15 protein-coding genes are annotated in these 14494 nt (G+C 44.7%); 10 read left to right on the top strand and 5 right to left on the bottom strand.

Going from position 1 to position 14494, the window contains the following annotated elements:
- The first annotated feature begins 536 nt into the window (after positions 1 to 536).
- From GVO63_RS13930 to GVO63_RS13920, 3 genes are read left to right on the top strand one after another with little or no spacing between them, the layout of a single operon-like run.
- Positions 537 to 965, top strand: coding sequence for an N-acetyltransferase (locus tag GVO63_RS13930; RefSeq protein WP_159580633.1), 429 nt, complete (start codon positions 537 to 539; stop codon positions 963 to 965).
- A 52-nt stretch (positions 966 to 1017) separates the two neighbouring features.
- On the top strand, positions 1018 to 1473 hold the full coding sequence (locus tag GVO63_RS13925) for a GNAT family N-acetyltransferase (protein WP_159580630.1): 456 nt from the start codon (positions 1018 to 1020) through the stop codon (positions 1471 to 1473).
- A gap of 24 nt (positions 1474 to 1497) precedes the next feature.
- Positions 1498 to 1827, top strand: a complete 330-nt coding sequence (locus GVO63_RS13920; protein ID WP_159580628.1) for a zinc ribbon domain-containing protein YjdM — start codon at positions 1498 to 1500, stop codon at positions 1825 to 1827.
- Between the two features lie 143 nt (positions 1828 to 1970).
- Here GVO63_RS13920 and GVO63_RS13915 read toward each other — a convergent pair whose 3' ends face one another.
- Positions 1971 to 2828 carry a LysR family transcriptional regulator gene (locus GVO63_RS13915; RefSeq protein ID WP_159493250.1) on the bottom strand — a complete coding sequence of 286 codons (858 nt, stop codon included), beginning with the start codon at positions 2826 to 2828 and terminating at the stop codon, positions 1971 to 1973.
- A 212-nt stretch (positions 2829 to 3040) separates the two neighbouring features.
- Between GVO63_RS13915 and glyA the strand changes: the two genes are divergently transcribed.
- Entirely contained in the window at positions 3041 to 4297 is a 1257-nt protein-coding gene (gene glyA / locus GVO63_RS13910) for a serine hydroxymethyltransferase (RefSeq protein WP_159580626.1), read from the top strand.
- Positions 4298 to 4409: 112 nt separating this feature from the next.
- On the opposite strand, the gene GVO63_RS13905 is transcribed toward glyA, so the two are convergent.
- From GVO63_RS13905 to GVO63_RS13895, 3 genes are all read right to left on the bottom strand, one after another.
- The gene (locus GVO63_RS13905; protein WP_159580624.1) at positions 4410 to 5681 is read right to left on the bottom strand and encodes an NRAMP family divalent metal transporter; all 1272 of its coding nucleotides are present in this window, start codon (positions 5679 to 5681) and stop codon (positions 4410 to 4412) included.
- A 136-nt stretch (positions 5682 to 5817) separates the two neighbouring features.
- Entirely contained in the window at positions 5818 to 6615 is a 798-nt protein-coding gene (locus tag GVO63_RS13900; RefSeq protein ID WP_159493247.1) for an ABC transporter substrate-binding protein, read from the bottom strand.
- A gap of 19 nt (positions 6616 to 6634) precedes the next feature.
- A complete protein-coding gene (locus tag GVO63_RS13895) occupies positions 6635 to 7753 on the bottom strand; it encodes a porin (protein WP_159580622.1) in 1119 nt (372 codons plus the stop codon).
- A 193-nt stretch (positions 7754 to 7946) separates the two neighbouring features.
- Here GVO63_RS13895 and GVO63_RS13890 point away from each other — a divergent pair, with 193 nt between their 5' ends.
- The 4 genes from GVO63_RS13890 (at position 7947) to GVO63_RS13875 (ending at position 10011) form a co-directional block, all read left to right on the top strand.
- A complete protein-coding gene (locus GVO63_RS13890) occupies positions 7947 to 8201 on the top strand; it encodes a Rho-binding antiterminator (protein WP_159580620.1) in 255 nt (84 codons plus the stop codon).
- Positions 8202 to 8238: 37 nt separating this feature from the next.
- Complete coding sequence (locus tag GVO63_RS13885; protein WP_159493244.1) at positions 8239 to 8625, top strand: VOC family protein; 387 nt, start codon at positions 8239 to 8241, stop codon at positions 8623 to 8625.
- 91 nt (positions 8626 to 8716) lie between these two features.
- Complete coding sequence (locus GVO63_RS13880; protein ID WP_159493243.1) at positions 8717 to 9028, top strand: hypothetical protein; 312 nt, start codon at positions 8717 to 8719, stop codon at positions 9026 to 9028.
- A gap of 221 nt (positions 9029 to 9249) precedes the next feature.
- Positions 9250 to 10011, top strand: a complete 762-nt coding sequence (locus tag GVO63_RS13875; protein ID WP_159580618.1) for a YitT family protein — start codon at positions 9250 to 9252, stop codon at positions 10009 to 10011.
- 502 nt (positions 10012 to 10513) lie between these two features.
- On the opposite strand, the gene alr is transcribed toward GVO63_RS13875, so the two are convergent.
- On the bottom strand, positions 10514 to 11590 hold the full coding sequence (gene alr, locus GVO63_RS13870; protein WP_159493241.1) for an alanine racemase: 1077 nt from the start codon (positions 11588 to 11590) through the stop codon (positions 10514 to 10516).
- A 191-nt stretch (positions 11591 to 11781) separates the two neighbouring features.
- Between alr and murQ the strand changes: the two genes are divergently transcribed.
- Positions 11782 to 12792: an N-acetylmuramic acid 6-phosphate etherase gene (gene murQ / locus GVO63_RS13865; protein WP_159580616.1), complete on the top strand. Its 1011-nt coding sequence runs from the start codon at positions 11782 to 11784 to the stop codon at positions 12790 to 12792.
- Positions 12793 to 12833: 41 nt separating this feature from the next.
- Positions 12834 to 14387 (top strand): exo-beta-N-acetylmuramidase NamZ domain-containing protein, encoded by a 1554-nt coding sequence (locus tag GVO63_RS13860; RefSeq protein ID WP_159580614.1) that lies wholly within the window; start codon positions 12834 to 12836, stop codon positions 14385 to 14387.
- Positions 14388 to 14494 lie beyond the last annotated feature (107 nt).

Here is a 14494-nt window from a genome sequence, read left to right as displayed (position 1 = left end):
AGTATGTCTCCTAATGGTTCGTCATCACATTGTAGCAATGCGCTACAGGTGTGGCAAATTGCGCACAACAAACGCTTTAACACTCGCTGCGCTTGGTATTGTAGCCTGCGTATTTTGCCAGTTATGAAATTTTTACACGAAAAAGTGAAAAACTAGAGAATCACTGTTAGTTTTAAAACTCTAATGAAATAAGGAAGTTCTATGAAAAGCCGTACAAAGACAGTTTTATCAACTATCGCTTTCACTACCGTAATTAGCTTGCAGTCGTTCATCCTATACCAACAAAACCAAGCCAATAATACTCTTAAGGTCAAAGTAGATAGGCTTCAGAGCCGGATCGAGCAAACAAGCAAAGCCAATCAAGATCTCCTTTCAAAAATAGAAAGGTTGGAAAACAACTTAGAGCTAAAACCTCGTAGCCTTCTTTCCATGAATTAACTGGCTATTTACTCTATGAAACACTTTTAGCATTACGCAAAATTATAGAGCCCCATAGCGGGTGCTATGTCTCAGGCGAATAAGAGATTGACTACCTTATGAAAATAGCGTTTGTGCCAAGTACAAACTTGCAGCGCGCTGCAGCGTTTACCTTTGAAAACATGCGCGACTATTACGCTCATTTTGCTCCCGACTGGGACGCAGCAAAAGTACTTGCCGTTACCGTGAATCTGATGAATTACGATATTTTACTGGGTGACGACACAGTAGGCGTAATACGCCTTCAATTTGAAGAGAATAACTGCATTTTACGTGATCTCCAGGTTATACCGAGCGCACAAAACAAAGGCATAGGCAGGGCTGCCATTAAAGAAACCGAAAGGCTTGCGCTGGAAGCCAAAGCAAGCTCACTGACGTTACGGGTTTTTAAAATCAGTCCCGCAGTATCCCTTTATAAAAGCGCGGGCTTTGTAATTGAAAGCGAGGACGATCGCTTTTTCAACATGACGAAACCCATAAACAGGTAACTCGATTTGTTATCTGCCGCTTGATCTACATGTACCTAAAGGACAAAAGCATATGAAGATTATTATAGATGATCTCACCAGCGGAGAAGTGCTCGCGCTTTTAGAGGAGCACTTGTCAGATATGTATGCTACGTCGCCCCCAGAAAGCGTGCATGCGCTAGATGTTGATGCACTCAAAGCTTCGAATATTACCTTCTTTAGTGCTTGGCGCGGGAGAGCGCTTGCAGGCTGTGTTGCAATAAAAGAACTTGATGCCACGCATGCCGAACTGAAGTCGATGCGAACTGCTCAACGTTTTAGAGGAAAAGGCGTCGCTTCTGAGTTGTTACTTTTTGCTCTTGAACATGCGAAAATGCACGGGTTTACTTCTGTTAGTTTAGAAACAGGGACCCAGGATTACTTTTTCCCAGCGAGAACACTGTATAAAAAGTTTGGATTTATTGACTGTGGACCCTTTGCTAGTTACTCACACGATCCCAATAGTCATTTTATGACTCTAGCACTTTAATTTTGTATTTTAAGAGAATTCCACATGTCATTACCTCCATGTCCGCATTGCCAATCAGAATATGTATACGAAGATCACCCTCTATTTATTTGCCCTGAATGTGGACACGAGTGGAATCCAAATGATGTTGAAGAGGAAGTATCGGCTAAAGATTTTAACGGTACACCTTTAGTTGCTGGAGACAAAATAACTCTAGCGAAAGATTTAAAGGTAAAAGGGAGTTCATTGGTTTTAAAAATTGGTACTAAGGCAGTCATTCGTCATGTGAAAGATGCCAAGGACCACCAGCTCGATTGCAAAGTGGACGGAGCTGGAGAAATGATGCTCACCGCCCAATTCGTGAAAAAAGCATAACGCGCATTCCGTCTAGCTCTGCCTTTTATTAAGCGAAACTCGACACCCAGCTTAACGTCGCGTTACTTGTATTGGTAACGCGATGACTCTATTCATCTAACTGGCCGCTATGTAATTTTGCTATATTTTGTCGGATCCTAGACTTAGAAGTTAGCGACCTCATTAACAATAGTGTCGGTGAGTAAACTAATCGCTTTAGAAGACACATTTTGCGGGTTAACCAAGCATACGCCAACGTGACCAAGCTCGGGTAGATGTTCTGAATTAGGCAATATATGTAGCCCTGAAGGCACCGAGCTTTTTGCTAACACAGTGATACCCAGCCCCTCGTTAATAGCCGTTTGAATACCGTTTAAATCTGCAATGGTGTATACCACCTGCCACGGTTTTTTGATTGCTGACAAAAGGTTTGTTGCGCGCTTGCGATAAATACACGGTGACGGCGCTGCAATAATCGGGAGCTTGGCAGGCACACTGTTGACAAAACGCTGGCTACCCACCCAGACAAGGTGATCGGTAATAATATAGCCGTCTTGCTCGGGGTTTGGGGTCTCTTGCAGCGAAAGAATTAAGTCGAACTGACTTTTAAGTGGCTCACTAAGTAAATCTTTACTTAGCGCACAATGCACCTCTAATGATATTTCCGGGTAGGTTTGTGTGAAACGTCGAATGATTTTGGGCATGAGAGTGGTACTAAACTCACTAGGAATGCCTAACTTGATATTCCCCGTTACCTGAGGCTTTCCGAATTCAGCCATGGCCTGATCGTTAAGCGCCACAATTTTTTCACCATAGGACAATAGACGACTGCCCGCCCCTGTGAGCGCTAAACGATTCTTGTCACGAGAAAATAGCTTTTCCCCTATCATTTCTTCTAGTTTTTTTATCTGTAAACTAATAGCAGGCTGTGTACGCTGAAGCTGCTCGGCACATTGTGTGTAGCTCCCCGTCTGTGCAATAAGCACAAATGAGCGTAGAAAATCTATCGACAAATTCTTCATTACTTTGCCTATACCTTAATTATAGTTTCAACCTAAAACAGACCACTCGCTAAAATAGTTTGGACGGTCGTTGCAATACTCACGGGCTTATTGTGCCAAAAGCCCACGCCAAGTCATTTAATAAAATTATAATGCCATATTTTTTATTAATTTTATTTATTCTTTTAGCGCTCCTAATATCGAATAAAGAACAATGACAATAAGGAGCCAGCATGAATACGCTAAACCGCCCACTAGAACAACAAGACCCCGATATCGCCCAATGGATTGCGCAAGAAAATAAACGCCAAGAACATCACATTGAGCTGATAGCATCAGAAAACTACACCAGCAAAGCCGTTATGCAAGCACAGGGTAGCCAATTAACGAATAAGTATGCAGAAGGCTATCCCGGTAAGCGTTACTACGGCGGCTGCGAAGCAGTAGATAAGATTGAACAGCTTGCAATTGATAGAGCAAAAGCGCTGTTTGATGCTGACTACGTCAACGTGCAGCCGCACTCTGGCTCTCAGGCAAATACCGCAGTTTACATGGCGCTATTAAGCCCTGGTGATACCATTCTTGGTTTAAGCCTGGACCACGGTGGTCATTTAACCCACGGTGCTAAACCCAATTTTTCAGGTAAGCTATATAATGCTGTTCAATACGGATTGAACACTGAGACCGGTGAGATTGATTACAACCAGGTTGAAACTTTAGCCAAGGCGCACCAACCGAAAATGATTGTGGCAGGGTTTTCTGCTTATTCCCGCGTGGTTGATTGGCAGAAATTTAGAGATATTGCCGACAGTATAGGCGCGTATTTGCTAGTAGACATGGCACACGTGGCTGGTCTTGTCGCCGCGGGTGTCTATCCTTCACCTATCAATGCAGCGCACGTGGTGACTACCACTACACACAAAACACTGCGCGGCCCTCGGGGAGGGCTTATCATGTGCAAGTCCAACCCCGAGCTTGAAAAGAAATTTAATTCTCTTATTTTCCCCGGGATTCAGGGCGGCCCACTTATGCACGTTATTGCGGCCAAAGCCGTGGCGTTTAAAGAAGCGATGACTGCAGAGTTCAAAACCTATCAAACTCAGGTTATAACTAATGCACGTGCTATGGCTGACGTATTCATTAAGCGTGGCTTTGATGTTGTCTCAAAAGGTACCGATAACCATATGTTCTTGCTGAGCTTAGTCAATAAGGGGTTGACCGGTAAAGAAGCCGACGCCATTCTAAATAGCGTGAATATTACGGTTAACAAGAATACCGTACCCAACGACCCGCAGTCTCCCTTTGTAACCAGCGGTATTCGTATTGGAACACCTGCTGTTACCTCTCGGCATTTCACTGAAGAAGACTGCGCCCAGTTAGCAAACTGGATGTGCGACGTGCTCGCCTCGCCGAATGACAATGCGGTAATCGAGCGGGTTAAAGACAATGTTGCAACACTGACCGCTGCTCGCCCCGTTTATACTCAATAACGGGTTTTATACCAGTCCGCATAGCGTAATCTCATGTACCGCCTATGATAATCATTATCTTGTGCATGAGTTTCGCGCGTGCCCTTTTTACACAGACGGTTTTAATGCGCGCTTAGCCAAGCCACTTCCACCAAATAAATACCATCAGAAAGCCAAATAAGTAAACAAGCCCGACATAGCTAAGTAGCCTGACAATACGATTCGGTGCAGCATCTTGGTGAAGCTGAGTTTGCGCAACAAGCTTATGATTAAGCCATGCAAACATTGGGGTTGTAATAAAGGCTAAGGTCATCGCAAAGCCTAGCATTGCCAACAAAGCAGATTTGAAAAAAAGTACAATAACAAAACTCGCCACCGACATGATCAACAGCACTGGCGTGACAAGTGTATTTCGGGTTCCCTTGTCGCGTTTAAATAACAAAGTGATAGCTTCGGCAACAACCCGAGCATAGCCATCATATACCGTGAGCGCCGACCCAAATATACACAAGAAAGCCACAACGGCAATAAGCCAATGCGCCCACTCCCCAATGGTGGATGAATACATACTGATAAGCTGATGGGAGAAACCAATACCACTTGCACTAAGCTCTGTGCCACTGCCGTATAGAATTAGTGCACCCAACCCAAGAAACAAGAGCGCTAAAAGAACGGTCACTGCATAACCCAAATTAAAATCGAACAACGCTGATTTCGGGGTTACCGCCTGACCTTTGCATTGACGTTTTAGCCACAGCGAAGTAATTGAAGATATTTCAATAGGTGCAGGCATCCACCCCATTGTGACGACCAGAAAACCCAACGTGGCAAGTGTCCATGGCGACGGTTGCGCCTCTGATGGCATGTCTTGCCCAGTATAATTACTTAGCGCAACAATAAACACCGCTAAGGTTGCCACCACCAGTACGCCCATAATGCCTTTGGCGATGTTGTCCAAACCTTCGAAGTGCCCCGCCAACAAAATCAATAGTATCAGCGCAAGTACAATAGAAGATGAGAGTGTTATCGCGATATCAAAAGGAACAAAATAGGACAGTAAACTTGCAGCAAACAGCAGCAGTGCAGCGGCATTTACCACCGACGCAATCGTGTTTAGAAAGAGGGCGACAGCCAAGTAGCGCCTTCCCATTGCCAAATAGCCTTGCTGCAACGTTTGCTTAGTGCTGATAGTGTAGCTAACACCCGCTCTGAAAAACGGGTATTTGAGCAGGTTAACAACTAAGATGAGAAGCGCCAACTGCCAGCCGAACCTCGCACCGGCCTGGGTTGAAGCAACGAGGTGGCTGCCACCTACCGCTGCCGTTGCCATTAGCACACCCGGACCCAGTAGTTTCAATAACGCAGTTAAGCGAGAAAAGAACGATGTTTCAGCTGTGTACAACAAGGCAACCTCTAAGTAGGCGTGTCAAAATATCCGTTTACCTTAGCAGCTAAACTTAAAGCAGAAAAGAGTGTTCACGTTAAGCTGCACAACACGTGGTGTGTGCAGCTTAATTCAAAAAGGTCGCGCGTTAAAAGCACTATCGCCTGTCGTAGTGCACCTTCTTTTGCGGGTGCTGATAATAACCCTCTTTAAGAAGGCGTTTAAAGCGAGTGAGTTTGCCTTCTAGGGTGAGTTCTTCTAGCCCTTTGTTAAATAGAGAAAGAACTAATTGGCTATTGGCTGTGCCTTTAGGCACCAGCAGGTGAGTTGTGACTGTTGAAATAAATGGCTCTATTGGCATTACATCACGGCGCTCTCCGCGAGTAAATTCCCGCTGAAGCAAGTACCACCCCGTAAGCTCGTCGATGGGAAAGATATCTATTTCACCATCAATCAAGGCCTGTAGGTTTTCCTTATCGGTAGCACGTTTTAACACATTGTCATTATCTTTGATGAACGCCGCTATTTCGTCGTTATATAAGTAACCTTCTGTTGTGCCGATTTTTAAACCTTTCAAATCATTGAGTTCAGACCAGGTCTCAGGGCCTTTTTCGGCATTCACGTAAAACACTAAGCTTTCCGCGCTAATCGGGCTACTGTGATGAAATTCGTTTTCCCTCGATCGAACAAAGTTTCCGTAGGAAAGTGCATCGTACTCGCCATTTAGTGTTGCTTTTAATGCTTCTTCCCAAGGCAAAGAAACAAATTCAACTTCTACGCCGGTTTCTAAAAACGCATCTGCAATGATGTGATTGATATAACCGTCTTGCTGCATGTCTGTTGAGGTATACGGCGCATATTCTGTGGTCGCTATTCGCAGTTTCATCCACGCGTGGGCAAAACTTTGCATTGGTATAAGCGCAAGTATTAATGTCGCTATAAAGAGTAATCGCATGTCAAAGTCCTGTTGGGTTTTAGAAGTAAATACCAAGATTAATATTCAAACGATGGGTTGTTTCTTGTCTGCCACCTAAGTCTAGCCCAACACCTGGGCCGCCTGAAAACCACATATTCTTACCTTGGATACTATCTACATATACAAACAGTTTATCCCAGCCAAAGCTACACCCGTTTGTCCACAGCGATGAATTTTTCCCTTCGGCTCCCTCACCTTTCGCCACACTGTATTCTGAATAACAGGTAAGCGATTCTATGTGGGAAAACTTATACGGGACTGAATAGACAAGGTTCGCTGAATAGGTTTTACCATCAGCAGCAGCTAAGAATGGAAAGGTGAAAGACGAAAGTGCAATACGATCGTCAGCCTGTCCTTCTGGCGCAGCCAAGTTGTATTCGTAATCGATGTACTGTAATTCCACCTTCACGTCACCCTGGGTATGACGCACGTGAACGGCATAGGCATTCATATCCCCATCATCTAGGGTATCGAGGTTTAATATATTGCCGTGTTGGTACGACACACCAATATCGGTCGTCGCACCGCGAATGAAGTTTGCCGAATAGTTAGCGCGAAGATTATATTGGCCATCTTCTTTATTTCGATACTCACCGTCGTCTGCCACGTCGAACGAATAACGGCCAAACTCGGCAGCATCATTATATTCATCGTTCATGAAATAGGCGGCTTGAAAATCCCAGTTGCTCCAGTTGTGGTTTATTTTTACGCCGGCATCATAATCATCCTCGAAGCCCAGGTAATAATTTACCGAAAACCAAAAGTTATTACTGGCAAATGGCTGTAGGCCAAATGGAGTTTGGGTTATACCTGCCGTTATCTCGGTTTGATCATCGAAGTGATAAGTAAGATCGGCGAAACGCACGGTATCGAAATCAGTGTTCTCGTACCAGCGGTATTCGGCCTTATAGCTAAATTGGTCTGATTCACCGGATACCCCAAGCTTGAATGACTCGAATTCAAAACCGTCTCTAAACTGGGGAATTTGCCAGTCTTGATGCCCGTAATTTACCCTAACGTGACCGCTCAAATTAAAGGGAAGCTCGTCGGCATAGACGAAGCCTGTGTTACACGCGGCTAGTGAAACTAAAGAAAATGCGGATAGTAGCTTGTTCATTACTGTTCCTGTATTGAATTTTTGGCGGGAACCCTTTGCTAAATTTGGCCTCTAAAAAAGCAAACGGGCGTTTAAGCGCTTGGGTGTATTGCGCACCAAAATAAATCCTTCAGTACTAGCAATACTGAGAAAACCTTAAAAAAAGATCATTTGTTAAGGTCTAACTTCTGTGATCTGAGATAATGGAGGATATGTGAACATCCCCTGCCAACTATACGACTTCATAGAAATAGCCTGTATGTATAAACTTGAGGTTACCGCTGTTTTAGATAACGGTGAAAAGAGAAGCGGCAAGGCACTGACGACGGTGATTGATAGAGGTGGCAGCGTGCCAACAGAGTGTATACAAATACATATTGACGGCATTGTGCAAAATATTGCGCTTAATGAAATCGCTCAGTTCCATGCTATCACTGACAATCCGCATTTCAGCTCAGTCAGCTTTTAGGTAGTATGTGCTTAACTTTTTAAACTGAATCCTATTCATGACACAACACTTCTCGGCGATTACCTTTTTTGTAGACGACTATGACAGCGCCATTAAATATTTCACTCGGGTGTTAAATTTTAATTTAACCGAAGACAAAGTAACCGGAGAGAACGCGCGTTTTGTGTTAGTCACTCCACCACACGGCACAACAAGTTTGCTCTTAGCACAAGCTAAAAGTGACGTTGAAAAAGCACTTATTGGTAACCAAGCTGCCGACAAAGTATTTTTAATTTTGAATACCAACGACTTTTGGCGCGACTTTAACGATATGCAAAGCAAGGGCGTGCTGTTTATGGAAACCCCGCGTGAGGAAGTGTATGGTACGGTCGCTATTTTTAAAGATAAGTTTGGTAACAAATGGGATTTGATCCAAACCCCCTAATAGCACTTTATATAAGTGCGCCTGATCGTTGCGACACTCCCAGCTGCAAGGGTTGGGCTAACAATCTAAAGAAGTAGAGGAGAAGTAACACGTGCAGGCCATGAAGCGTTCTATTATTGCTGATGTTGTTGCAATAGCGGCGATAGCACTGTTGATCACGACTACGTTTTACTGGATTGAGGCAAGGCGCGAAGTTATCATTCTTTGCGATAACTTTACGCCAGGTGTGTCTAAAAAGAGCGTTGAACGTCAGCTTGATACGGCAAATTTGTTGCTCTGGGATACAGAATTTGTTGCAAATGGCAGCAAGATTGAAGCCTATAGCCCGCTGCACTTGGGCATAATGAAGTGCAGCATAGAGTTTAACAAGCAAGATATTGTGGTGTTTTCCATTGTAGAGTGACAACACATCTCGCCATTTATTAGCAATTTCACATTTCAACTGAACCACCTTGGTGCAGCGTTTACATCGGCGCAACACCCTATTCACCGGTGCGCTAAAAGTCGTAAAGGCAAACTTACCTTCTGTAATTTATCGCACATCGTTATCTTTCCACCTCGCTGTTACCTGTAGAGATGTAAACGTATAATTACGCTGTCTTTTCTTAACGCAAGTTTCTTCTTATGCAAAAAACAAAACACAGTGTCATCGAGGATGTATTCGCCCTGATAAGCGCCGGCTTGTTTGTTGCTTTTGGCGTATACCTATTTCAATCTCAAGACTTAATGGTAGGTGGAGCTGCGGGTCTTGCGCTGTTGGGCACCTATGCTTTCGACATGGACTTCGGTTTATTATTTTTTTTAGTTAACCTTCCTTTTTACACGCTGGCATGGACGCAAATTAGCAAGCGTTTCACGATAAACACCTTTATTTCGGTTACCACGGTTTCTGTATTAACCGAGCAAATTCCGGCGTTTGTAGATATTAGTCACGTAAACCCATTTTTTGCCGCGGTATTTGGCGGCATTTTAATTGGTGTGGGCATGCTGATGATGTTTCGTCATAGCTCAAGCCTTGGTGGCGTCGGCATTATGGCGTTTTACCTACAGCAACGCTTTAATATCAGAGCCGGTACATTTCAACTCACCGTTGATAGCTGTATCCTGCTTAGCGCATTGATGTTCATAGATTGGCCATTGGTACTGATTTCAATTTTAGCGGCTTTTTGTTTGAACATGGTGATTTCGCTTAACCATAGACCAGAGCGCTACTTCCCTGCACAAAGCGAAGCAGGCTCGAGACAAAGTGAAAGGGAATCAAAAAAAGCGGAAGCGAAGCGCGCACAGATCATTGAAGATGGCGTTGTCAAAAGTCATTTAAACAATACCTTAAATGACCGCTTAAATAACAATTTAGACAGCAAGCTGAGCGCACAAAACAGTTAATTTTCATCGGTAGTGCGAACCGTTCTTCGATAAAACTTTTACGCTTTTATCAGTAATTTTCGACGTAGATGCGTTTATACCTGCGGCAAAACGGCGCGATTGCGAACATTTTAAATTTCGCTGAGTGAGTATTTATCTATGCGGACTGGTATCATATAAGCATCGAATAAAAAGCCCGGTTAGGCACAACCTAACCGGGCTTTTTTGTAACTCTAATTTGTATCCTTATTCGCCTAAAACAAACCTATTGCTTCTTTTGAACAGGCCTTGACGGTCGACTTACTACTCCACGGTTTACTCTTGGACGAGAAAACGAAGTACGCATACAAACCTCACTTATGAGCATTACTCAACACAGTTGGAGGCGAAACATTCACCGCAATCCTGTGACCGAGTAGTTACAGTATAGACTCAAAATAGGGATAAAAGTCTCATTCTTTTAATGAATAGTGCGTTATTAAAACTTATATAAAGATGAGTCAAATTGGCACTGCGTTGAAAATTATAGGTATTTTACTATACGTGGCACGCGCTGAGAGATTCGTGTCATAAGTTCATAGTCGATAGTATCAGCCCACGCTGCCACTTCCTGAATAGATACGTTTTGCCCCCATAACTCAACTTCGTCACCCACGTTCACATTGTCAATATGCGTAACGTCAATCGTGATCATGTCCATGGAAACGCGTCCTGCTAAATAGGCACGTTTTCCTCGCACCATCACTGGCGTGCCGTTTTTACAGTGCCTTGGATACCCGTCGGCATAGCCAATGCCTACTGTAGCTATTTTACTAGGTTTGTCAGCTACCCACGTTTGACCATAGCCAACGCCTTCTCCTGCGGCAATATTTCGCACAGCAAGTACGCTTGAACGAAGGGTCATCGTGGAATAAATCTCTATATCAACGTCATTTGAGGTAGAAACAGCGCCGCCGTATACTCCAACACCTAATCGATTCCACGCATTTCGACTCTCCGGAAAGTTAACCGTTGCGGGTGAGTTTGCCACGCTAGTTGGAAAGCCTAGTTTATCTGCAACTTGCTTAAATGCCCTTAGCTGGGTTCCAGTAAAGCGATTGTCGACGTCATCTGCACAGGCAAAATGGGTCGCAATGACCGTTTGCTCGCTCAATAAGTGGCGATATTTTTTCGCAATGGCTTCAATGTCAGACATCGCAAACCCCAAACGATGCATGCCACTGTCTACCTTGAGCCACACGTGAGGTCGACTATCTTCTGGACATTTGTCTAACCAATCAAGCTGTTCCTGGCAATGCATAACCAAAATACAGTTATTTTGATATGCCATCTTGCACTCTTTTACTTGGTGCGCCCCTTCTAAAACAATGATTGGCGCCGTGATCCCCGCATCCCGGAGCGCTATAGCTTCTTCGATAATAGCAACGGCGAAACGCGAAGAAACATGCTGAAGGATACGCGCAACGTTTACCGCTCCATGACCATAAGCATCGGCTTTTACCACCGCCATTGATTGGCTTGTCGGCGCCAGTGCGGCAAGGGCTTTGAAGTTATGTAAAAGGGCGTCAGCATGAATGATAGCTTGCGTTTGTCGACTCACGGAAAAACACGTTCCTTAAATGTTTAATGTCATGAACATTGAAAACCCAAAGTGTAACACGAGAAGCGTATTTGGGGCGCAGGATTAACGCCGAAAAAAAGCGCCACCTAACGCAAGGTTTCTTCTAATTTAAAATACCGCTATGCTTTGCGCTTGCTTAATATCACAATTTCGATGCGTCAAGGTTTTCCATGTCTTCCCATAGCCCTTCTGATTTAGAGTCGTCCACAGCCGTCAATATTGACAATAACGTCAGCGTTGAGAACAAGGCGGTTAAAAAACCTACCGTTAACGAATTAGCCCAGTCGCTCAATAAAATTGTATCTGAGGGCAGAAATCCCGATACCCTTGATATCGATACCTTGAGTACCGAAGACATCCTTAAACGCCTGAATAATGAAGACGCCAAAGTGGCAAACGCCGTTGCCTTGCAAATTGAGCAAATTGGGAAAGCGGTGGATGCTGCAACACTTAGCATTAAAAGCGGCGGTAGACTTATTTATGTCGGCGCAGGCACGAGCGGCAGATTAGGCATACTTGACGCAGTGGAGTGCAGACCTACGTTTAGCGTACCTGATGGGCTCGTCGTTGGTGTAATTGCTGGCGGAGAAAAAGCGATTCAGCATGCTGTCGAGGGCGCTGAAGATGACGTTGACGCAGGGCGCACTGATCTTGAACGTCTTTTACTTAACAAACACGATACGGTTATTGGCATTTCAGCAAGCGGCCGCACGCCTTATGTAACTGGTGCTTTGGAATACGCACAATCCCTTGGCTGCTTTACAGGCGCGATTGCATGTAGCCCTAATGCCGCTATCTTTGCAAATGCTGATGTAACCATATGTCCAATAGTTGGTCCCGAAGCACTGACTGGCAGCACGCGCATGAAGTCGGGCACTGCCCAAAAGCTCATATTAAACATGATAAGCACCAGCACCATGATCAAGCTCGGAAAAACCTATCAAAATTTAATGGTAGACGTGAACGCCACCAACGAAAAACTGAAAGCCCGTGCCCTTCGCATTGTAATGCAGGCTACCGACTGCAGTGAAGACGTGGCATTGGCAGCGCTTAGTGCGTGCAGTAACAAGGCTAAAGTTGCCATTTTGATGGTATTAACGGGTCAAACTGCCGAGCAGGCAGTCGCTCAGTTAAATGCCAACGGCGGGTATTTACGTGCAGCGGTCAATAAAAGCGAATAACTACGGTTAATCACTTCTATAAGGTTTTGAGGGTAGCTCAAATGAACAAGGTGATAAGACGCCTTACGTCTGGCGTATTTATGGCAACACTCTCTTTGACGGTTATCTGCGGATTACTGAACGGGTGCGCGCAAGAAAGCTCATCTACACATGTATATACAAGCTTAAATTATAATAGTGAAACCGAATCTATCACGTCTACCTATCCACAAGGTCTTTCAACAACGACTGAGCACGCGACGGCAAACAACCTTGATGCTGACACGGAGCAACCCGTTTTAGGCGCCGAGCGATTTGCGCAGTACTTACCATTGCTAAAAGGTAAGCGGGTTAGTTTGGTAGTGAATCAAAGTGCTTTGGTTCACCGCCGGAACTTCCTGCGTTCCTCTTCCTCAACTGTGCTTGAAAAAGACAATCTAGGTAACAGCTTTGCTACCCTTTCGAATAGCACAAACGTAAATCAGCACTATCACCATCTCCTTGATGCATTGCTACAGCGCAATGTTAACGTGGTAAGTGTCATGTCACCTGAGCACGGCTTTAGGGGGGATAAAGGCGCAGGCGAAAAGATAAACAGCGACGTTGACGCGAAAACGGGCTTGCCAGTTCATTCTCTTTACGGCGCCACTAAAAAGCCAACGCCTGAGATGCTGCAAGGTGTCGATGTCATCGTCTTCGATATTCAGGATGTGGGCGTACGCTTTTACACCTATTTAAGTACGTTACATTATGTAATGGAAGCGGCGTTCGCACAGGGTATTCACGTCATTGTTCTTGATAGGCCGAACCCTAATGGCCGCTATGTTGATGGACCCGTATTGCAGCCAGAGTTTGCGTCTTTCATAGGCATGCACCCCATTCCCGTACTGCACGGCATGACTTTGGGCGAACTTGCGCAAATGATGGTGGGAGAGCGGTGGTTGGATATTGAAGCGAACAGCTATGATAATGCCAAACTTACCGTTGTGCCCATTAAAGATTATAGACGCGACGCCCCTTACTCATTGCCAGTAGCGCCAAGCCCTAATTTACCCAATGACTTGTCGATACGTCTTTACCCTACCCTATGTTTTTTTGAAGGCACTGATGTCAGCATAGGTCGCGGCACGGACTTTCCTTTTCAGCTGATTGGTCACCCTAAGGTAGAGTTCGGCAATACCCCAATTCAGGTAAAAGCGAATAGTGCAGCCCCTCACCCTAAACATGAAAATTCGATACTGCAGGCAAGTGTGCTTGCGCAAGCCGGTTTTACAACTCCGGAGCTTACAGGCGCTGAAGTTAGCAAACCAGATACCTCTAACGCAAAGGTAGCAGAAAAAGGATTCTCACCTATTCGCGGTTTAGATGTCGCAACATTGCTAGACGCGTATTCCCGTTTTTCACAATACAATGACCGCGCACGCACTAATGACATGGCTGAAGAAATCTTCTTTACTCGGCCTGAGTTCTTCGACAAATTGGCTGGAACTGATGAATTAAGAGCTCAAATTCAGGCAGGTAAAACACCTGCAGAAATTAAACAAAGCTGGCAACAGGATTTAGATATCTTCAAGAAGAAAAGAAGAGCCTATCTTCTATACGAAGACATTTATTGAGGCTAGCCCTGACTCATTTGCGTAGATATTTGGAGAAGCCTCACACCGGAGAGTGGAGATAATTACTGGACGTTGGAGTCACAAACCCAATCCGTTAGTAACCACTC

This window comes from Alteromonas sp. KUL106, assembly GCF_009811415.1.
GTDB lineage: Bacteria > Pseudomonadota > Gammaproteobacteria > Enterobacterales > Alteromonadaceae > Alteromonas.
Note: the sequence above shows the minus strand (reverse complement) of the source record. Positions and strands in the feature narration are given on the sequence as shown.

Bases quoted from the DNA above. Each gene is read 5' to 3' on its own strand.
- GVO63_RS13920 (WP_159580628.1), top strand. From the start codon at position 1,498: ATGTCATTACCTCCATGTCCGCATTGCCAATCAGAATATGTATACGAA.
- GVO63_RS13915 (WP_159493250.1), bottom strand. From the start codon at position 2,828: ATGAAGAATTTGTCGATAGATTTTCTACGCTCATTTGTGCTTATTGCA.
- GVO63_RS13930 (WP_159580633.1), top strand. From the start codon at position 537: ATGAAAATAGCGTTTGTGCCAAGTACAAACTTGCAGCGCGCTGCAGCG.
- murQ (WP_159580616.1), top strand. From the start codon at position 11,782: ATGTCTTCCCATAGCCCTTCTGATTTAGAGTCGTCCACAGCCGTCAAT.
- glyA (WP_159580626.1), top strand. From the start codon at position 3,041: ATGAATACGCTAAACCGCCCACTAGAACAACAAGACCCCGATATCGCC.
- GVO63_RS13925 (WP_159580630.1), top strand. From the start codon at position 1,018: ATGAAGATTATTATAGATGATCTCACCAGCGGAGAAGTGCTCGCGCTT.
- GVO63_RS13895 (WP_159580622.1), bottom strand. From the start codon at position 7,753: ATGAACAAGCTACTATCCGCATTTTCTTTAGTTTCACTAGCCGCGTGT.
- GVO63_RS13885 (WP_159493244.1), top strand. From the start codon at position 8,239: ATGACACAACACTTCTCGGCGATTACCTTTTTTGTAGACGACTATGAC.
- GVO63_RS13900 (WP_159493247.1), bottom strand. From the start codon at position 6,615: ATGCGATTACTCTTTATAGCGACATTAATACTTGCGCTTATACCAATG.
- GVO63_RS13860 (WP_159580614.1), top strand. From the start codon at position 12,834: ATGAACAAGGTGATAAGACGCCTTACGTCTGGCGTATTTATGGCAACA.
- GVO63_RS13875 (WP_159580618.1), top strand. From the start codon at position 9,250: ATGCAAAAAACAAAACACAGTGTCATCGAGGATGTATTCGCCCTGATA.